Genomic DNA, 21,111 nt, shown 5'->3' on the forward strand with positions numbered 1-21,111 from the left:
GCTCCGCTTACAATAAAAGTAAGGGAGCGGTATAATTTAATCATTGTGTCCTTTTTTAAGGAGCCCAAAAATGATTCTACAAATTTCGCCTCAAAAAGTCAAGGGCGATTATTTATTTATCTTTCTCTTCATCGAATTCTTCTTCGTCTTCATCTTCGTCCTCATCATCTTCCAGGACAAATGCATCATCTTCAATTATTTCTTCTTCCAGATCGTCATCTTCATCCACTTCATCATCCAATAGCACTTCGTCGAGAACTGGAGAACCTAGGATATCATCTTCCTCGTCATCTTCATCCTCGTCCAAATCATCGACATCTTCTTCAAAATCAAGATCTTCATCTTCAAGTTCATCAAAATCATCGATAACGACAGCAGCTTTTTTAGCTTTCTTTTTCTTTTTCGGTTTTACAACATGTACGACTTCTTCTTCAATTTGGTCAACTGGATACCATGTTTTCAATCCCCAGCGGTTGTCACCAAGTGAAGTGAAGCGGCCATCCACATTTAAATCCGTATAGAATTGTGCAATTTTTTTTGCCACTGCCGCTTTAGATAAATTATGCAGCGAAGCTAATTCACTTATTAAATCTTTGAATGGAATCGGTTCATTTCTTTCCACTAATAAATCATATGCCATCTCTATTAAGGACATTTCCAATAATTGCTCTTTTGAGTATTGTTTTAAACTCAAATTCCGCACTTCCCTTCTCTATTCAAACACTGAATGCCGTGTTTTTTTACATAAAAAAATAATCTAAAACAGTATTTCGATAAAATAACGACAATTCCTGCTAGACATATACTCCATTATAAACAATCTAAATGGGTTTATGCTAGTTCTATCTGATACTTTCACAGATTTACCTTGATGTCTATGTTATCAGGAACCCAAAAGCAAAAATTATTTACTCTCTTTCTTCGATTTCTGACGATAGGCTGCCGAAAAAAAAACAATAGCCAGGATAAAAAAAGAAATGGCACCCAATTGATGCTCATACAGCTCAAATAAAAAAATGATGGCAAGAATGTAACCTATGATTAATCCAATCATTTTCAGGTTCATTTCCTCAACTCCAATGGGGGCTGATTCATCATTTTTGCCCCTTTTCCAATTAATTATAAGGGAAAATTTACATTTTGTGAAAAAAATACGGAAGTTATCAAAAAAGGGGACCCTACCTGGATCCCCCTTCTTACCTCTACATATTTCTTCGATATTGTCCGCCAACATCATACAGCGCACGGGTTATCTGGCCCAGGCTGGCCACTTTCACACAATTCATGAGTTCAGCAAAGATATTGTTCCCATCCATGGCTGCCAATTTTAATTTTGTCAGGGCTTCATCAGTAATCTCCTTATTCCTTTCCTGAAATGCTTGTAAGTTTATGATTTGCCCTTCCTTTTCTTCTTTTGTTGCACGGGCGATTTCCATATTATTCACAGCCTCTTCGGAAGGAGGATTAGGATTCAAATACGTATTGACCCCAATGATCGGCAATTCCCCCGTATGCTTTTTCATTTCATAATGCATGGATTCATCCTGGATTTTTCCGCGCTGATATTGCGTCTCCATTGCACCCAATACACCGCCTCGATCATTGATGCGATCGAACTCTTGCAATACAGCCTCTTCAACCAGATCCGTCATTTCCTCGATGATGAAGGCACCTTGCATCGGGTTTTCATTTTTTGAGAGCCCATGCTCTTTTGTAATGATCATTTGGATGGCCATCGCACGGCGTACGGATTCTTCGGTAGGCGTCGTGATGGCTTCATCGTACGCATTGGTATGCAGGGAGTTACAGTTGTCCTGCAGTGCCATTAACGCCTGAAGTGTCGTTCTGATATCATTAAAATCAATTTCTTGAGCATGAAGCGAGCGTCCTGAAGTCTGTATATGATATTTCAGCTTCTGGCTACGGTCATTCGCACCATATTTATCCCGCATGACGGTCGCCCAAATCCTTCTTGCCACCCTCCCGATAACCGTATATTCCGGGTCGAGCCCATTAGAGAAGAAGAAAGATAGATTCGGGGCAAAATCATCAATATTCATTCCGCGACTTAAGTAATATTCGATATAAGTAAAGCCATTCGCCAGTGTAAAAGCCAGTTGTGAAATGGGATTGGCGCCCGCTTCGGCAATGTGATAACCAGAAATGGATACGGAGTAGTAATTCCTTACTTTATGATCAATGAAATATGCTTGGATATCCCCCATTAACCTTAAGGCAAACTCCGTAGAGAAGATGCATGTATTCTGTCCTTGGTCCTCTTTCAGAATATCCGCTTGAACAGTTCCGCGTACAGTTTGAAGAGTATATGCCTGGACTTCTTCCACTTCTGCATCCGTAAGGGGGCGGCCTAACTCTTCTTCTTTTCGTTCAATCTGCTGATCGATTGCAGTATTCATATACATCGCCAAAATGATGGGTGCCGGTCCATTGATGGTCATGGATACAGAGGTTGAGGGGTGGCATAGGTCAAAGCCTGCATACAGTTTTTTCATGTCATCCAACGTACAGATACTGACTCCGCTTTCCCCTACCTTTCCATAGATATCAGGCCGATGATCAGGGTCTTCCCCATATAACGTTACGGAATCGAAAGCCGTACTTAGCCGCTTAGCATTATCATCCTTTGATAAATAATGGAAACGTCTGTTGGTTCGGTCGGGTGATCCTTCACCGGCAAATTGCCGCTTTGGGTCTTCCCCTTCACGCTTGAATGGAAAGACTCCGGCTGTATACGGAAAAAAGCCCGGAACGTTTTCACGGAATACCCATCCTAAAATCTCTCCATAATCCACATATTTAGGCAGTGACACTCTCGGAATCATTAAGCCTGATAAACTTTTAGTTTTCAGCTTTGTGACGATTTCTTTATCCCTGATTTTTGTTACAAACTGCTCCCCTGAATATTTTTCTTTCAAATCCATCCAACCTGAAAGGATTTTTTTTGATTCTGAAGATAACTCGGAAGCGGTTTCCTTTTTCAAATTTTCCAAAGAAGCTACCATGTCTTCATTGTTTTCATTTTCCTTAACTGCTTCAATGGCTCCTTCAAGTTGGAAAAGCCTGCGGGCAATACGTACTTGTTCAGCCGCGCGCTTATGATATGTTCGGACCGTTTCACTGATTTCACGTAAGTAATAACGCCGATCGGTTGGAATGATGACATTTTGCTTGTAAACATCCGCTTCTTTCGAAAAGGCAGTACGCCAGCCCGTTCCGGATTTTTCATTAAGCTTTTCAATCAATGCAGCGAACAAAGCGTTGGTACCTGGGTCATTGAATTGGGAAGCTATTGTGCCGTATACTGGCATCTCAGATGGATCTTGATCAAAAAGCGTACGACTTCGTTGATATTGTTTTTGAACTTGGTTCTTTGCATCCTCAGATCCTTTGCGCTCATATTTGTTAATGACTATCAAGTCTGCATAATCAATCATATCAATTTTTTCAAGTTGGGAAGGTGCACCGAATTCACTTGTCATTACATACATGGATACATCGCATATCTCGGCAATTTCTGCATCTCCCTGACCAATTCCGCTCGTTTCAACGATGATTAAATCAAAGCCCGCTGCCTTAACGACCGAAATGGCATCTTTTATCGCCAAAGACAACTCACTTTTTGAATGACGCGTGGCCAAGCTCCGCATATAAACACGCTCTGAAAAGATCGCATTCATTCTTATCCTGTCACCCAGCAAGGCACCGCCTGTTTTTTGTTTGGTCGGATCGACAGATAGAATGGCCACTTTTTCATCTGGAATTTCGTTAATGAATCGGCGTATCAATTCATCAGTCAAAGAACTCTTCCCCGCTCCGCCCGTCCCTGTAATCCCCAGGACAGGAACCTTCTTTTCGGATGTCTTGATCTGCTCAAAGAGGCTCTCCACCGCTGCCGCTGATTCATGTGAAACATCGAGTCTATTTTCGGCAAAGGTAATATATTGCGCAATCGCATTTATTCCCCCTGCAATCAGTTCATCAAAGTGCTCCTGTAAAGATGGTTTGACTGTCGAGAAATCACACTCCTGCATCAATACATTTATCATGCCCTGAAGCCCATACTCCCGCCCTTCATCAGGGGAGAAAATACGGGCAATCCCATAATCATGGAGTTCCTTGATTTCCCTCGGAATGATGACCCCGCCACCGCCGGCAAAAATCCGAATGTGCTGGGCTCCCTTTTCCTTCAACAGGTCATACATATATTTGAAATATTCAACATGTCCGCCTTGGTAGGATGACATCGCTATGCCTTGGACATCTTCCTGGATAGCCGCATTCACGATTTCTTCCACCGAGCGATTATGTCCCAGGTGAATAACTTCCGCGCCGCTGGACTGAAGGATCCTCCTCATGATGTTGATAGATGCATCATGTCCATCAAATAAACTCGAAGCTGTCACGAATCTGATATGGTTTTTCGGTTTATACACCTCAACTGTACCCATTGAGCTCCTCCTTATTGAAACGAATTTATTTCAGTATTTATCTGAAGCGATATATTTTGAATCAATAATTGCGTCTGTAGTTCAACATACTCTTGAAGCGTATACTCTTTATGCAATGCCCATCTTCTAAAACTCCACATCTGTCCCTGGACGAAAATGTTATGAGAAACAAGGCTTATTTGTTTTGCCGTCAACAATAGCTCCCCATTCTCAACACATTTTGTTATGACCTTTTCAAACATGCCTACCATCCGAAGTTCTTTATTCAATACATAAGGTAAAGCATCTTTCGTCAGTGCTTTCACCTCTTGATACATGACCAGCACTTCGTCTTGCATATCATCCATCACTTTATAAAAATAGGCGATCGTAAGCTTCAAGCTTTCCAGTGTCCCATCGCTCTGATCTATTTCTTTCTGAAGCTTTTCCTGGACTTCATCGTAGATAAAGTCACAGACGAGATACAATATATCTTCCTTGGTTCGGATATACTCGTATAGCGTGCCAATACTAAAGCCGGCCGCTTTGGCTATTTCCCGGGTTGTCGTACGGTGAAATCCCTTTTCCTTAAAAAGGGTCACCGCCCCTTTAATCATTTGTGTACGCCTTTTTTCTACCAGCCGCTCATCCTTCACCGACGCAAGAACTTCTCTTTTCTCCATTTTCAAACTCCTTTTTGAAACCCATCATTTTATTTCCAAAGAAATTGAAAAGGGTATTCCGGCAAGGGCAGTGCCTCATCGGAAAACCTCATTTTCAATCCTATTTAGTAATCATCCGTGAGATGACCAGCTTTTGAATTTCCTGTGTACCTTCGTAGATTTGGGTGATTTTCGCATCACGCATATACCGTTCTACAGGATAATCCTTTGTATATCCATAACCTCCAAAAACCTGCACGGCTTCTGTCGTCACTTTCATGGCTGTATCTCCAGCAAAAAGTTTGGACATGGCCGACTCTTTTCCATATGGAAGGCCTACAGATTCCAACCATGCAGCCTGATAGGTTAATAGTCTAGATGCTTCGACACCGGTTGCCATATCCGCCAATTTAAAACCGATACCTTGCTGTGCAGAAATTGGCTTGCCAAATTGGACGCGCTCTTTTGCATAACCCACCGCGGCATCCAATGCACCCTGGGCGATCCCCACGGCCTGGGCGGCAATTCCGTTACGTCCGCCATCAAGCGTCATCATCGCTATTTTAAAGCCCTCTCCTTCTTTACCAAGGAGATTTTCTTTAGGCACTCGGCATTCATCAAAGATGATTTCCGTGGTCGGTGATGAACGGATCCCCAGCTTCTTCTCTTTTTTGCCAACACTAAAACCCGGAAAATCCTTTTCAATGATAAAGGCACTCGTTCCTTTTTGTTTTGATTCAGGGTCAGTCAAAGCAAAGACAACATAGGTATCAGCAATCCCGCCGTTCGTAATGAAAATTTTTGAACCGCTGATGATATATTCATCACCTACAAGCTTTGCAGTCGTTCTCATACCCCCTGCGTCAGAGCCTGAGCTAGGTTCAGTCAGCCCATATGCACCGATTTTTTCGCCCTGTGCCATTGGACGAAGGTATTTTTGTTTCTGCTCTTCAGAACCAAATTTATATATCGGCCATCCTGCAAGGGAAGTATGGGCTGATAAAGTCACTCCAGTGGAAGCGCATACGCGGGAAAGTTCTTCAATCGCAATACAATACGCCAAGTAATCGCTTCCAATTCCGCCGTATTCCTCCGGCCAAGGAATCCCTGTCAATCCAAGTTCAGCCATTTTGTCAAAGATTTCACGGTCAAATCGTTCTTCTTCATCCCTCTCAGCAGCTGTCGGAGCCACTTCATTCTGGGCAAAGTCACGAACCATTTTTCTGATCATTTCATGTTCTTCCGTTAGTTTAAATTGCATGGCTATCTTCCCCCGTCTTTTTCGTTGTATTATAGATTCTTACTTATGACCATTCTCTGTATTTCACTGGTTCCTTCATAAATTTCGGTTATCTTTGCATCCCTGAAATAGCGTTCGACCGGATACTCCGTTGTATATCCATACCCTCCGAATACCTGGACTGCTTCTATCGTCACATCAACAGCCGTCCTCGAAGCGAATAGCTTAGCCATGGCCGCCTCTTTACCGCACTTCAATCCCTGTGAGCGTAAAAAAGCCGCGCGATAGACTAGTAACCTTGAAGCTTCTATACTCGTTGCCATTTCAGCAAGCTTGAAACCAATCCCCTGTTGTGCTGCAATAGGTTTGCCAAATTGAACTCTGTCTTTTGCATATTGGACAGCATGTTCCATGGCGCCTTCCGCAATTCCCAGAGCTTGAGAAGCAATGCCTATCCTTCCAGCATCCAAGTTGGCCATTGCGATCTTAAAGCCTTCACCTTCTTTGCCTAAGAGATTGGCATCAGGCACTTTCATATCCTCGAACGTCACCTGTACAGTGCTCGATCCATGAAGGCCCATTTTACGTTCATCTTTACCGATGATTAAGCCTGGAGTCCCTTTTTCTACGATAAAAGCAGAAATTCCCTTGCTTCCCTTCTGAGGGTCGGTTGAAGCAAAAACAATAAACACATCCGCTTCCCCACCATTGGTGATAAAAACCTTGGACCCATTTATTCGATATTCTCCGCCTTCCTTTACTGCCACTGCCTTCGATTTCAAACTCGCAGCATCGGAACCTGAGCTTTGCTCAGTCAAGCAAAAGGCGCCTAAATATTTACCAGCGGCTAACTTAGGCACATACTTTCGCTTCTGCTCTTCCGTTCCAAAATAAACGATTGGATTTGTTCCAACAGAAGTATGAACGGACAGTATGACACCGAGAGTTGGACTTACTTTGGAAATCTCGTTAATGGCGATGATATAAGACATGAAGTCCATACCCGCGCCACCGTATTCTTCTGAAATCGGGATTCCCATCATACCAAGCTCACCCATTTTTTGCAGAATTGTTTTTGGAAACACGCCTGTTTCCATTGCCTCGATATGAGGGGTAATCTCATTCTCCGCAAAAGCGCTTACCATTTTCCGCATCATTTCCTGTTCTTCTGTAAACTTTAAATCCATCCTTCATCCCTCCCTAGCTGCAAATCTTTCTATGATTAGTTATATTCGTAAAAGCCCCGTCCTGACTTCTTGCCTAGCCATCCTGCTTTTACATACTTCCTTAACAGGGGACACGGTCTGTATTTATCGTCTCCCAACCCTTGGTGAAGGGTTTCCATTATGTATAAGCATGTGTCGAGCCCAATGAAGTCAGCTAGCGTTAGCGGGCCCATCGGATGGTTCATTCCTAGCTTCATCACATCATCAATCGCCTCTTTAGTGGCAACGCCCTCATAAAGGGTATAAATGGCCTCGTTTATCATTGGCATCAAAATCCGATTCGCTACAAAACCTGGGAAATCATTGACTTCCACCGGTACCTTGTTCAAGGTTTCGGCCATATTTTCAACCTTTTTATACACTTCATCCGCTGTAGCAAGGCCGCGGATGATCTCAACGAGCTTCATGACTGGCACTGGGTTCATAAAATGCATGCCAATTACCTTATCCGGTCTTTTCGTAGCAGCTGCTATCTCTGTTATCGGAAGTGAAGAAGTATTGGATGCAAGAATTACATGTTGTGGCGTGATTTCATCCAACTCTGCGAATATTTTTGTTTTTATCTCCATATTTTCCACTGCCGCTTCAATCACTAAATCAACCTCAGCTGCATTTTTTAAATCCGTCGACGAAGTCAGCCGGGAAAGTGTTGCATCTTTATCCTTTGCTTCCATTTTTCCTTTTTCAACTTGCCGGGAAAGGTTCTTGGAAATTGTCCCTAAGCCTTTTTCTACGTATTCATCTTTTAAATCATGTAAAAGAACCTCATAACCGCTCATTGCGCAAACCTGGGCAATGCCAGAACCCATCTGTCCCGCGCCAATGACCATCACTTTTTGAATGCTCATGAAAATCCCTCCTCATTATCTATGAAACTATCATCCTTGCTTTGGCACTTCGATTAGAATGGCATCTCCCTGTCCGCCGCCACTACAGATTGCTGCAATGCCTAATCCTCCTCCACGGCGTTTCAGTTCATGCATCAGCGTGATGATGATGCGTGCCCCGCTAGCCCCGATTGGATGACCTAGTGCTACAGCCCCTCCGTTAACATTCACTTTTCCCGGCTCAATGTTGGCAATTTTCCCACTGGCTAGTGCCACCGCTGCAAATGCTTCGTTCACCTCAAATAGATCAATGTCCTCTATCGATTTACCTGTCTTCTTCAGAAGTTCATTTATAACCAAACCTGGAGTCTTAGGAAAGTCCTTCGCCTCTACAGCCACTTCAGCATGAGCTAATATATAAGCAAAAGGCGTTTTCCCTTCTTTTTCCGCACGTTCCTCACTCATCAATACGAGTGCTCCTGCACCATCATTGACGCCTGGTGCATTACCTGCCGTAATGGTACCCTCGTTATTAAAAGCTGGGCCTAATTTAGCTAACTTTCCAGCAGATGTATCTTTTCTTGGGGCTTCATCATGTTCAATGGTAATTGGTTCGCCCTTTCTAACCGGGACGTGTACTGCAACGATTTCTTCCGCAAGAATGCCGCCATCGATGGCCTTTATCGCTTTTTGATGACTTTCATAAGCCCAGCTATCCTGTTCCTCACGGGAGATTTCAAGATCCTCAGCCGTGCTGTTTCCGTAAGTGCCCATATGAACGCCTGTAAAGCTGCAGCTAAGTCCGTCCGAAATCATTGTATCCTTCAGCTGTGCATCCCCCATCTTTAAGCCCCATCTCGCTTTTGGAAGAATATATGGTGCATTGCTCATCGATTCCATCCCGCCTGCAACAATGATTTCTTCTTCACCTAAGCGAATGATCTGATCAGCCAATGTGACACTGCGAAGTCCTGATGCACACACTTTATTGATCGTTTCCGTTTTCACTTCCCAAGGCATGCCGGCATGACGAGCCGCCTGCCGTGACGGTATTTGTCCCTGGCCCGCTTGAAGCACATTCCCCATGATGACCTCGTCTACCTGGCTGCCTTCAATCCCTGCCCGCTCAAGTGCCTCTTTGATTGCTATTCCACCAAGCTGTGATGCTGTCAAACTGCTAAGACCTCCGCCAAATTTACCAAAAGGTGTTCTCACGCCACTAATAATCACTGTTTTTGACATCATTATTTCCTCCTTTAAGTAACATTGATTGAACGCTCGCTCAATATAGAGTTAAAAAAAATAGTTTTGTAAGCGCTTAATATCATCTTACATATTTTTTACATAAATGAAAATATTTTGTTTGTAAATAATAAAAAATTGCCTGCTTCCATTACATCCATATCATTATAGAAGAAGCAGGCAATTGTCTTATAAATTAAGATGCCATCGTTTTATTTTCACCAATGACCGCTTTTTCGAGTAATTCAGCTACATCATATGTTTTAACGTTTTCTTCAACTTCTTTTGCTTTCGTTCCATCAGATAGCATGGTCAGGCAATAAGGACATCCGGAACTGATAACTGTTGGGCTGACGGCCAGTGCTTGTTCTGTACGTGCAACATTAATGCGGTTTCCGGTTTCCTCTTCCATCCACATCAAACCGCCTCCAGCTCCACAGCACATGCCTTTTTCGCGGTTACGCTCCATCTCAATAAGTTTTACACCATCAATGGATTGTAAGATTTCACGCGGTGGGCTATACACCTCATTGTACCTTCCCAAGTAACAGGAATCGTGGAATGTAATCGTTTCATTCACCGGATACTGCGGCACCAATCTGCCCTCGCTTACTAGTTTGGCTAACAATTCAGTATGGTGATACACTTCCGCTTCCAAACCAAAATCCGGATACTCATTCTTAAAGATATTGTATGCATGTGGATCAATCGTTACGATATTCTTGATCTCATTCTTCTGGAATTCTTCGATATTTTTCATGGCAAGCTCCTGGAAAACAAACTCATTACCCAATCGGCGAGGAGTGTCCCCTGAGTTTTTCTCCTTATTGCCCAGAATGGCAAATTTGACGCCCGCTTGATTCATTAACTTAGCAAAAGAAAGGGCAATCTTCTGGCTTCGGTTATCGTACGATCCCATGGAGCCCACCCAGAATAAATATTCGAAATCTTCGTCTGCCTTTTGTAATTCCTTCACTGTAGGAACGTTAACATCTTCCCGGAGGCTTCTCCAATCTTCTCTCTCTTTACGATTAAGGCCCCATGGGTTTCCTTGACGTTCAATATTCGTCATTGCTCGTTGGGCATCCGGATCAAGCCTGCCCTCAGTCAACACTAAATAACGGCGCATATCGATGATTTTGTCCACATGTTCATTCATTACAGGGCATTGATCTTCACAGTTCCGGCAAGTGGTACATGCCCAAAGTTCTTCTTCCGTAATGACTTCGCCAATCAGGCTTGGGCTATAAGCTTCAGATGCAGCTGCTGATTCCTGCGCTCCCTGCCCACTACTTGCCAGCGCTATCTTATTTCCTTTCGTATTTCCAAAAACGAAAGATGGTACCCATGGCTGCTTTGTCGTAACAGCGGCACCTGTATTTGTTAAATGGTCTCGCATTTTGATGATGATATCCATCGGTGACAGCATTTTACCGGTGCCAGTTGCCGGACACATATTCGTACAACGTCCACACTCCACGCAGGCATATAGGTCCACCATTTGATACTGAGTCAAGTCTTCGATATATTTGGCACCGTAATATTGATTACCTTCTTTGTCCAGAACCTCTTCTTCCAAATCAACTGGTTTCAATTTACCTGGATTGTCCATACGATTGAGGAATACATTTATTGGACCGGCAATCAAGTGAGCGTGTTTAGATTGTGGGATATAAACAAGGAACGATAAGATGATCAGTAAATGCAACCACCAAGCTACATAAAAAACAGCGGTCGCTGCTGTTGTTCCCATCCAGCCGAATAGGAAGGCTATGCCTGATGCAACTGGCTCTGACCAAGTTGCGTCATGTTCATGCCAAATCATTCCCATTCCATTCCCCAACAACACGGTAATCATGATTCCTGTAATGAAAATAACAACCAATCCTGCTTTGAAATCCCTTTTCAAACGAACGAGCTTCTCCACATAACGACGGTAAGCTGCCCAAAGGATTGCGACTAGAACCGTAAGCGTCACGATCTCCTGGAAGAAGGTAAAGGCTGGATATAGAGGACCAAACGGTAAATGCCATCCTGGTCTTAAGCCTTTAACGAAAAAGTCTAGTGCCCCGAATTGCACTAAGATGAATCCATAAAAAAGCATGGCATGAATGATTCCACTCTTCTTATCTTTAAAGAGCTTCTTCTGACCAAATACATAAACCCCTATTTTCACAAGACGATCTTTCACACGGTTATCGAATTCCACTTTTTTGCCGAGTTTTATATAAGCTATACGAGTCTTTATCAAATAGATAAATAAACCGGCGGCGTAAGCGGTTACAAGTAGGAACGCAGTTAAGTTGATCCACAGTAAGCCATTCATTTCCATGCAGTCTTTCCCCCTCTAAGTAAATTGTAAAATGCCAGGTAACCATTTTAGGAAATTTGGCATTTTTCTGAAATTTGATTAATTCCATTATATAATGAATGAGCATTCAGTCAACTTTTTTCTTTCTAAAAAATATGTGATTTTCTACACCTTATTGTATAGTTCGACAATTCTGTAAATTACCCTTTTATATTTCGAAAAAAAAATGCGTTTCCTTTCATCCCTTTTTGATGGTTACATACAGGGAATTTGAGCCAAACTAAATGAAATCATTTAGGGGGGATTTTTTTGAAAATAATCACTATGCTTGCTTCTATTTTTTTATTGATCTTCACTTGGTGCTGGATTGACCTTAAATTAGGGCATAAGCGCTTTATGAAGCAGGCAACGAACATTAAATATCCGCCTCGGAACAGCGACATGACCGTATACACATCAGGAAAAATCCTGTTTGATGATTTTATGAAAGAAATCAAACGAGCTCAGGATTCCATCCATATCCTTTTTTATATTGTAAATAACGATAAATTCAGCAAGGACTTTTTGAAGTTACTGCAAACTAAAGCGGAAGCGGGCGTCGAAGTGAGACTTTTAGTCGATTGGGTTGGAAGTAAGAAGATTTCCCGCAAAAGCATTCACGAGCTAAAAGAAAGCGGCGTTCATTTTTCTTTCAGCTATAAACCGAAACTCCCCTTCCTTTTCTATACAATACAAAAAAGGAATCATCGTAAAATAACGGTGATTGACGGTAAGATTGGCTATTTAGGCGGATTTAATATCGGTAAGGAGTATATAAACCAAGGGGAAAAGCTAAATCCTTGGAGAGATTACCATTTGAAAATGACCGGTGAGGGGGTAAAGGACCTACAGGATGTCTTCCTCACGGATTGGTTCTACGATACAAACGAGGACTATCGGGGTAGGCCTGCTTATTTTCCAACTTTGACTCCCGGGTCGCAGGCGCATCAGGTTGTTGTCTCGAATGGAAATGAGCTTGAACCGACCTTGACACGTTTGATTCAGCAAGCTAATGAAAAAATCATTATCGGTACGCCGTACTTCATTCCAAGCAGTACTCTGTTTCACGAATTAAGGGAAGCCCTTGCACGCAATGTTTCCGTGACGGTCATCGTTCCCGAAAATTCAGATCACACCCTTGTCAAAGAGGCTTCCTTTCCCTATTTTCGGGTACTAATAAAAGAAGGGGCATCCATCATGCAATTCCAGAGAGGGTTCTACCATTCTAAAGTGATACTGATCGATGATATAATCTGTGATATCGGTACGGCTAACTTTGATAAACGCAGTTGTTTTTTAAATAGTGAAATCAATTGTTTGATATTTGACCGGACATTTATAGAAGATGCAGAAAAGGAATTGGCAGTTGACCTTGCTGAATCCAAGCCATTGTGCGGGGACTCGCTTTCCTCGATGAATGTAGTCCGTACAGCAAAAGAATCACTGGCTTCCCTCCTTTCTCCTTTTCTTTAACACCCCGAATGTTTAAGGAGAATATATAATGAAAATAAGATTTGGATTTGTATCAAACGCCACCTGTTTATGGGAAGCCTCTCCAGCTAAGACTGTTACTTTCAAGCGATACAACATGCTTGGCCCAGACGAGGGGATGGAAAAGCTTCTGAGTGTGACAAGGCAGAACATTGAAAATACCTTAAGGGTCCTTCAATATAATACGGCCCATCAAATAGAAATCTACCGGATGTCGAGTTCAATCGTTCCTTTAGCCACACATCCCGAAATTGAATGGGATTTCGTCGATCCCTTTAAAAAAGAGTGGAAACAGCTTGGCGATTGGGTTTCTGCACACAAAATGAGGGTTAGTTTTCACCCTAATCAGTTTACGTTGTTCACAAGCCCCAAACCCGGGATTACTCAAAATGCCGTAACAGATATGGAGTTCCACTATAAAATGCTTGATGCTATGGGGATTGCGGACTCCTCTTTCATCAATATCCATGTCGGCGGAGCCTATGGAGATAAAGAATCCGCCATCGTGAGGGTTCATGACAATCTTAAGCTGCTCCCTGGGCACGTGAAAGCAAGGATGACCTTTGAGAATGATGATAAAACCTATACGGCGTCAGAAACCCTGAGTGTGTGTAAGAAGGAAGGGATTCCACTTGTCTTTGATTACCACCACCATCTCGCAAATCTTTCAAATGAGCCGCTTAACGAGCTGCTCACCGAGGTGATCTCCACTTGGAGTCAGGCAGGTGTTGTACCAAAGATTCATATTTCTTCCCCAAAATCCGCTGGGGAATTTCGCTCACATGCTGATTATATCGATTTGGAATTCATCATGCCCCTTTTTAAAGTACTTAGGGAACTTGGACAAGATGTGGATTTCATGATCGAAGCTAAGATGAAGGATCGGGCGATGTTGCAGCTGGTTGAAGATATATCTAAGGTTCGTGGTGTAAAAAGGGTAAGCGGTGGTGCCGTCGAATGCTAGCCAACCTAAAAAAAGCGACTGTTTCGCTAGAAACAGTCGCTTCAATTTGTCTAATTTCAAAACAAAATTGATTGGAACGGAAGCTCCCGGACGCCCGCTAAAAAGCGAGAGCCAGGATGGTAAATCAAGTCGCTTTTTCGATTACATTTTTTCCGGTGCTGAAACACCGATTATAGCTAATGCATTTCTTAAAGTAATTTGGACGGATTTGACCAGTCCTAGACGTGCTTTACTTCTTTCCATCTTTTCAACATCCAAAACCTTATCTGCATTGTAGAAACTGTGGAATGTAGAAGCTAGGTCGAATATATAATTCGTCATGCGGTGAGGCATCCGTTTTTCGGCAGCTTCGGCTATTGCCTGCGGAAACTCTCCTAATTTCTTCAAAAGCTCCACTTCTTTTTCAGTAGAAAGTGCAGAGAAATTAGTGATTCCTTCATAGCTGAATCCCTGTTCCTCACCTTGGCGTAAAATACTTGAAATACGTGCGTGAGCATACTGTGCATAATAAACCGGGTTATCATTGGATTGAGATACCGCAAGATCCAAATCGAAGTCCATATGTGTATCCGCACTTCTCATCGCAAAGAAATAACGGGTCGCATCCAGACCTACTTCATCAATAAGGTCACGCATCGTAACTGCTTTACCAGTACGTTTACTCATCTTCATTTTCTCGCCATCTTTATACAGATGAACAAGCTGAATGACTTCTACTTCAAGCTGCTCGCGGTTGTAACCCAATGCTTCGATTGCCGCTTTCATACGCGGGATATAGCCATGATGGTCCGCACCCCAGATATTGATCAACGTTTCAAAGCCGCGCTCCAACTTATTTCGGTGGTATGCAATATCCGGTGTCAGATATGTGTAAGAACCATCCTGTTTGATTAGCACGCGGTCTTTATCATCGCCCAATTCCGTTGAGCGGAACCATGTTGCCCCATCTTCCTCATAGATATGGCCCCTTTCCCTTAACACTTTTAGTGCCTCATCGATTTTACCATCTTGATAAAGGGATGTTTCAGAGTACCATACATCAAATCCCACACGGAAATTGCCCAGATCTGTCTTCAGTTTTTCCAATTCATATTTCAAGCCATACTCACGGAAAAATTCAAAACGTTCTTTTTCGTCGGCATTTACATATTTATTACCATATTCACTTGCAAGCGTTTTACCGATTCCAATGATATCTTCGCCATGATAACCACCCTCTGGCATATCCTTTTCAAGGCCAAGAGCTTGGAAATAGCGTGCTTCTATGGAAATGGCCAGATTATTAATTTGGTTTCCCGCATCATTGATGTAGTATTCACGTGAAACATCATAACCTGCTTTAGACAAAACATTACATAGTGTATCACCGACTGCTGCTCCACGGGCATGACCAAGATGGAGGTCTCCGGTTGGGTTAGCGGAAACGAATTCCACCTGGATTTTTTCCCCTTTTCCAAAGTCACTTTCCCCATATGCTTCATCCACTTTCAAAATGACAGGAATCAATTCCGTCAAATAAGAATTATTCATGTGGAAGTTTATGAAACCAGGTCCTGCAATTTCGATTTTTTCGATGGATGCTTTTGAGTTGTCAAAGTTTTCAATGATCGCTTCAGCAATCATTTTTGGTGCTTTCTTTGCAATCTTCGTTAATTGCATCGCCATATTCGTGGAGTAATCTCCGTGTGTTTTATCTCTTGGAAGTTCCAATACAACATTTGGAATCTGCTCTTCCGATGCCAAACCAGCTTTTATGACTGCCGCTTTAATTTCTTCTTTCAGTTTTTCCTGTACCTCTTTAACTATATTCATGTGTTATGCTTCCTCCTTGTAGGAAATCGTCATCTCATATTGACCAGGTTCGCTTCCCTGCATATGTAACGTATATTTAAGGACAAGTTTCCCTTGTTTTGCCTGCTCATCCCATTGGTGATGAATTTTCTTCGTGGTCGTCCGTAACCCTAACCTGCCATATATACTTTCATAATGTCCATTTGTCGCTTCCTGCAAGCGAAAAAGCTGCCTCATTTTTATGGCACCATTTCTAAGAAGGATCGTTTCATCCGTTTTGTGCTTGATGGTCGTTTGTGTTTGACCGGCTTCATTTTCCTCTTTATATTGCAGATACAAATCGGAGCCTTTATACATTTTTGTACCAAATGTGACCAGCTCATACGTTTCCATTTCTGAGCCATGCTTAATTTTTGTCTGTAAGGTCACTTTAATTGTATGCTTATCTATATCATGAAGAGTCAAAGCTACACTTCCTTCATCATCTCGTTCTTAACTTTATAAGTATAAATATTCTTCAAGGAAGTTTCAACTTGGAGCGGAAAATAAACTGTAAATCCATAAGGCGAGGATAAACTGGCGAAATCATTGTGGTGCCGTCATTTGATTTTAACGCAATAATGACCAAATGGGGTGGAATTACTAAAAAAGAGCCCATCTTGTTGCAAAATCCATTATTCCCGGTATGGATAAAAAAAGACCATTCCCGTTTAAAAACAGGAACAGTCAAGTCTTCCGTCCATTAACGATTAACCTTTTTGGACCCATCCTAAAATCATTTCGCGGATCAGCTTGCTTGCCGTGTTCGCTGTTTGCTCGGATGGATCATAGATCGGTGCCACTTCAACTAAATCGCAGCCCACTACATTAATTTCAGATCTTGCTATCTCATGAATCGAAGCTAAAAGCTCTTTTGAAGTGATGCCTCCACAATCAACGGTGCCTGTTCCCGGTGCATGCGCAGGGTCAAGAACATCGATGTCGATCGTCACATATACTGGACGACCCGCTAACTGCGGCAATACTTCTTTCAGAGGTTCAAGAACTTCAAATTTAGAAATGTGCATGCCGTTTTCTTTTGCCCATTGAAATTCCTCTTTTAATCCGGAACGAATGCCAAAAGAGTAAACATTTTTTGGACCGATAAGCTCCGCAGATTTGCGGATGATGGACGCATGTGAAAGCGGCTCACCCTCATAGTCCTCACGTAAATCTGTGTGGGCATCCATATGGATGATGGCCATGTCAGGATACTTTTTGTACATGGCTTTAATGACAGGCCATGTGACAAGGTGTTCCCCTCCCATACCCATTGGGAACTTACCTGCATCCAGCAAGCTGTCGACGTATTCTTCAATCATATCGATGCTGCGCTGCGGATTGCCGAATGGTAATGGAATATCCCCGGCATCAAAGAATTTAACTTCCTCTAATTCACGATCCAAATACGGGCTGTACTCTTCCAAACCAATTGAAACTTCACGAATTCGGGTAGGGCCGAAGCGAGAACCCGGACGGAAACTTACCGTCCAGTCCATCGGCATACCGTATAGCACTGCTTCTGATTCCTCAAAAACAGGGTGGCTTTTAATGAATACATTGCCTGAATAGGCTTCATCGAATTTCATGGTTAATGCCTCCCTTATTTCACTAAATCTTGAACGAATTTAGGCAGAACGAATGCTGCTTTGTGAAGTTCTTTTGTATAGTATTTCGTTTCGATTTCATGGAAACGGTCTTCTGTCACTTCTAGTGGATTATATTTTTTTGATCCGATCGTGAACGCCCAAAGGCCGCTTGGATATGTCGGGATATTCGCTAAATAAAGGCTAGTGATTGGGAATATCTCTTTCACATCACGTTGTACATCGCGAATTAAGTCTGCTTTAAACCAAGGATTATCGGATTGTGCCACAAAAATCCCATCTTCTTTCAATGCTTTGGAAATCCCAGCATAAAAACCTTTAGTGAATAAGTTGACAGCGGGTCCAACTGGTTCAGTTGAGTCAACCATGATCACGTCATATTCATTTTCACTTTTGGCGATGTGCATGAAGCCATCCCCTACTTGTACATCTACACGTGGATCTTCAAGCATACCCGCAATTTCAGGTAAGAACTTCTTAGAGTATTCGATAACTTTCCCATCGATATCCACCAATGTAGCTTTTTTTACGCTTGGATGTTTTAGGATTTCACGAATAACTCCACCGTCTCCTCCGCCTACAACCAAAACGTTCTCTGGATTAGGATGAGTAAATAAAGGAACATGGGCTACCATTTCATGGTAAACGAATTCATCGCGTTGTGAAGTCATTACCATGTCATCCAGCAATAGCATATTGCCCCACTCTTCTGTTTCAATCATATCCAGCTTTTGAAACTCAGTTTGCTCCGTATGTAAAGTACGATTCACTTTCATCGTAATACCAAAATTCTCTGTTTGTTTCTCAGTAAACCAAATGCTCATTTATTAACGCTCCTTTTCCAATTCATATAGTCAGTCACCTAATAGGTTCCCCATTTTCGTTATTGTCATTAGCTAGAAAAATTATAGACGAATCTAGCAGAATTGCAAGTTAAATTTCATAAATGCAGTTCTTATGTTTAAAAATTTCTTTTTTTTCCATAATAGTAATAGATTCTTTTTTTAAAAAAATAAGAGAGGTGAAAGCAATTGGAGTTAATTCCAAGCGAACGATTTAAAAGGACAACTAAATATGTGCGTGCCTTCATTATTCTTGCCACAATCGGGCTTACAATACTCTTTGTATTGCTTCTCTCTTTGCTGGTGTACGCAAAAATATTAGGTCCGCCGCCTTTGGTCGTGCCTCAGTCGACTCTCTATTATAGTGACAGCGGAAATGTTATTGGTGAAACTGATAATGGCCAGAAACGTTATTGGGCTGGAATGGAATCGATTTCCCCACAGCTCATCAAAGCAACTGTCGCTGTTGAGGACCGTCAATTTTACACTCATAATGGATTTGATATAAAAAGGATCGGCGGAGCCATTCTTGCTGATATTCGGGCAATGTCCAAAGTCCAGGGTGCAAGCACGATTACCCAGCAATATGCCAGGAATCTATTTCTCGGCCATGACAAAACGTGGACGCGAAAGTTTAATGAAGCCTTTTATACGATACGGCTGGAAATGAACTATTCCAAAAAGGAAATTCTAGAAGGCTATTTAAATACGATTTACTACGGTCATGGCGCCTATGGAGCTCAGGCCGCCAGTCAATATTACTTTGGCAAGGATGCCAAGGATTTAACTCTCCCTGAAGCGAGCATGCTGGCCGGAATACCTAAAGGACCTTCCAGCTACTCTCCATTGGATAACTTGGAAAAAGCGAAATCAAGGCAGAAAGTTGTCCTGCAAGCCATGGAAATCAAAAACTACATCTCGCGGAAAAATATCGCTGAAGCCTTTCAAACACCACTTACATTAAAAGGCAAGCACGGAACGGTTACCAATAAAACCGCACCCTATTTCCAGGATGCAGTCAAACAGGCATTAAAATCCCAGCTTCATTTAGATGACCGGACGATCGAGCTCGGTGGGCTTAAGGTGTATACCACACTGGATGAAACCCAGCAGGATGCGGCTGAAGAGGTTCTATCTACTACCATACCCAAATCTTCTGGCCTTCAAGCTTCGATAGTGGCAATGGAACCGGACACCGGGGAAGTCCGAGCACTGGTAGGTGGCAAAGATTACACGGAGTCGCCATTCAATCGAGCGACACAGGCCGTTCGCCAGCCCGGTTCCACTATGAAACCATTGCTATACTATTCAGCCCTGGAGAATGGTTTCACACCTTCCACCACTTTAAAAAGCGAGACCACCACATTTTCTTTCGATGATGGTCACTCAACTTACACACCGCATAATTACAACCATCAATATGCGGATGGCGAAATCACGATGGCTCAGGCCATTGCTCTTTCGGATAATATCTTCGCCGTAAAAACGCACTTGTTCCTTGGGGAACAATCTTTGGTTGATACGGCGCATCGTTTCGGCATCACAGCGAAAATGGATGCCGTTCCGTCCCTGGCACTCGGCACATCAGGTGTGAGGGCGATTGAAATGGTTAATGCTTACAGTATCCTTGCTAATGGTGGCAAGAAGGTTGAACCCGTGTTCATCAAAAGGGTTGAAAACCAAAAAGGTGAAGTGATTTTTGATAAAAATAAGAAACCTGAACAGATTCTGGATGCGGATAAAGCATTTGTCATGACTCAGATGCTTACCGGGGTTTTCGATGAAACCTTAAATGGCTATACGAAAGTGACAGGCAGCACAATTAGCTCCCAATTGACCCGCCCATATGCCGGTAAATCAGGTTCGACCCCGACAGATAGTTGGATGATTGGTTACACGCCGGATCTTGTAGCTGGAGTCTGGACTGGGTATGATCAAGGTAAAAAAATTGAGATTCCAGCAGAAAAAAGCTATGCAAAGAAAATCTGGGCATCCTATATGGAAAAGGGCCTACAAGGGAAACCAGCAAAGTCATTTAAGGAAACGGAAAATGTAATCGGGGTAAACGTGAATCCGGCAAGCGGTAAGTTGGCAACAAAAGATTGCCCTGTCTCGAGATTGACTTATTATGTTAAGGGCACCGAACCTGTCGAATACTGTGCAGAGCACTTTAAGGGTGAGAATCCGGGACCTGTGCCAAAAGATGAAGAACAAAAGCGGACCCCGTGGTATAAAAAAGTCCTAAAACCATGGGGATAACGAAAAATCCCGAAGCCGGTAGCGGCTTCGGGATTTTTCTGTCCTAGTTCCACAGTGTCTAAACTGCTGTCTTTAAGTTTACTGATTTTATTCGTTTCCTACAAGTGCATTTTTCACTAAACT

The 21,111-nt window shown here is 42.6% G+C and carries 16 protein-coding genes; 3 read left to right on the forward strand and 13 right to left on the reverse strand.

The genetic code is table 11. The annotated features are described in order from the left end of the window. Window positions 1-112 precede the first annotated feature (112 nt). From rpoE to ACFWE9_RS00345, 9 genes are all read right to left on the reverse strand, one after another. A complete protein-coding gene (rpoE, locus tag ACFWE9_RS00305; RefSeq protein ID WP_356714543.1) occupies window positions 113-703 on the reverse strand; it encodes a DNA-directed RNA polymerase subunit delta in 591 nt (196 codons plus the stop codon). A 201-nt stretch (window positions 704-904) separates the two neighbouring features. Continuing rightward, complete coding sequence (locus tag ACFWE9_RS00310; protein WP_230159193.1) at window positions 905-1,066, reverse strand: hypothetical protein; 162 nt, start codon at window positions 1,064-1,066, stop codon at window positions 905-907. A 136-nt stretch (window positions 1,067-1,202) separates the two neighbouring features. Then, window positions 1,203-4,469, reverse strand: coding sequence for a fused isobutyryl-CoA mutase/GTPase IcmF (icmF, locus tag ACFWE9_RS00315; RefSeq protein WP_377355293.1), 3,267 nt, complete (start codon window positions 4,467-4,469; stop codon window positions 1,203-1,205). An 11-nt stretch (window positions 4,470-4,480) separates the two neighbouring features. Then, the gene (locus tag ACFWE9_RS00320; protein WP_230159191.1) at window positions 4,481-5,131 is read right to left on the reverse strand and encodes a TetR/AcrR family transcriptional regulator; all 651 of its coding nucleotides are present in this window, start codon (window positions 5,129-5,131) and stop codon (window positions 4,481-4,483) included. Window positions 5,132-5,231: 100 nt separating this feature from the next. Further along, window positions 5,232-6,371 carry an acyl-CoA dehydrogenase gene (locus ACFWE9_RS00325; protein ID WP_230159190.1) on the reverse strand — a complete coding sequence of 380 codons (1,140 nt, stop codon included), beginning with the start codon at window positions 6,369-6,371 and terminating at the stop codon, window positions 5,232-5,234. A gap of 29 nt (window positions 6,372-6,400) precedes the next feature. Continuing rightward, a complete protein-coding gene (locus ACFWE9_RS00330) occupies window positions 6,401-7,537 on the reverse strand; it encodes an acyl-CoA dehydrogenase (RefSeq protein WP_230159189.1) in 1,137 nt (378 codons plus the stop codon). A gap of 35 nt (window positions 7,538-7,572) precedes the next feature. Next, window positions 7,573-8,424: a 3-hydroxybutyryl-CoA dehydrogenase gene (locus ACFWE9_RS00335; RefSeq protein ID WP_230159188.1), complete on the reverse strand. Its 852-nt coding sequence runs from the start codon at window positions 8,422-8,424 to the stop codon at window positions 7,573-7,575. 30 nt (window positions 8,425-8,454) lie between these two features. Beyond that, window positions 8,455-9,645, reverse strand: a complete 1,191-nt coding sequence (locus tag ACFWE9_RS00340) for an acetyl-CoA C-acetyltransferase (RefSeq protein ID WP_230159187.1) — start codon at window positions 9,643-9,645, stop codon at window positions 8,455-8,457. 196 nt (window positions 9,646-9,841) lie between these two features. Continuing rightward, window positions 9,842-11,971 carry a (Fe-S)-binding protein gene (locus ACFWE9_RS00345; protein WP_377355321.1) on the reverse strand — a complete coding sequence of 710 codons (2,130 nt, stop codon included), beginning with the start codon at window positions 11,969-11,971 and terminating at the stop codon, window positions 9,842-9,844. A 294-nt stretch (window positions 11,972-12,265) separates the two neighbouring features. Here ACFWE9_RS00345 and cls point away from each other — a divergent pair, with 294 nt between their 5' ends. After that, a complete protein-coding gene (cls, locus tag ACFWE9_RS00350) occupies window positions 12,266-13,468 on the forward strand; it encodes a cardiolipin synthase (RefSeq protein ID WP_377355294.1) in 1,203 nt (400 codons plus the stop codon). A gap of 28 nt (window positions 13,469-13,496) precedes the next feature. Next, the gene (gene uvsE / locus ACFWE9_RS00355; RefSeq protein WP_377355295.1) at window positions 13,497-14,450 is read left to right on the forward strand and encodes a UV DNA damage repair endonuclease UvsE; all 954 of its coding nucleotides are present in this window, start codon (window positions 13,497-13,499) and stop codon (window positions 14,448-14,450) included. A gap of 141 nt (window positions 14,451-14,591) precedes the next feature. Here uvsE and argS read toward each other — a convergent pair whose 3' ends face one another. The 4 genes from argS to speE form a co-directional block, all read right to left on the reverse strand. Continuing rightward, entirely contained in the window at window positions 14,592-16,262 is a 1,671-nt protein-coding gene (gene argS, locus ACFWE9_RS00360) for an arginine--tRNA ligase (protein ID WP_377355296.1), read from the reverse strand. A gap of 3 nt (window positions 16,263-16,265) precedes the next feature. Next, the gene (locus tag ACFWE9_RS00365; RefSeq protein ID WP_230159183.1) at window positions 16,266-16,706 is read right to left on the reverse strand and encodes a YwiB family protein; all 441 of its coding nucleotides are present in this window, start codon (window positions 16,704-16,706) and stop codon (window positions 16,266-16,268) included. A 284-nt stretch (window positions 16,707-16,990) separates the two neighbouring features. Further along, window positions 16,991-17,869 (reverse strand): agmatinase, encoded by an 879-nt coding sequence (gene speB, locus ACFWE9_RS00370; RefSeq protein ID WP_230159182.1) that lies wholly within the window; start codon window positions 17,867-17,869, stop codon window positions 16,991-16,993. Between the two features lie 14 nt (window positions 17,870-17,883). After that, window positions 17,884-18,711, reverse strand: a complete 828-nt coding sequence (gene speE / locus ACFWE9_RS00375; protein ID WP_053348438.1) for a spermidine synthase — start codon at window positions 18,709-18,711, stop codon at window positions 17,884-17,886. Window positions 18,712-18,918: 207 nt separating this feature from the next. On the opposite strand from speE, the gene ACFWE9_RS00380 reads away from it, so the two are divergent. Further along, entirely contained in the window at window positions 18,919-20,988 is a 2,070-nt protein-coding gene (locus tag ACFWE9_RS00380; RefSeq protein WP_377355297.1) for a transglycosylase domain-containing protein, read from the forward strand. Window positions 20,989-21,111: the final 123 nt, after the last annotated feature.

Source organism: Peribacillus sp. NPDC060253 (assembly GCF_042727425.1).
Lineage (GTDB): Bacteria > Bacillota > Bacilli > Bacillales > DSM-1321 > Peribacillus.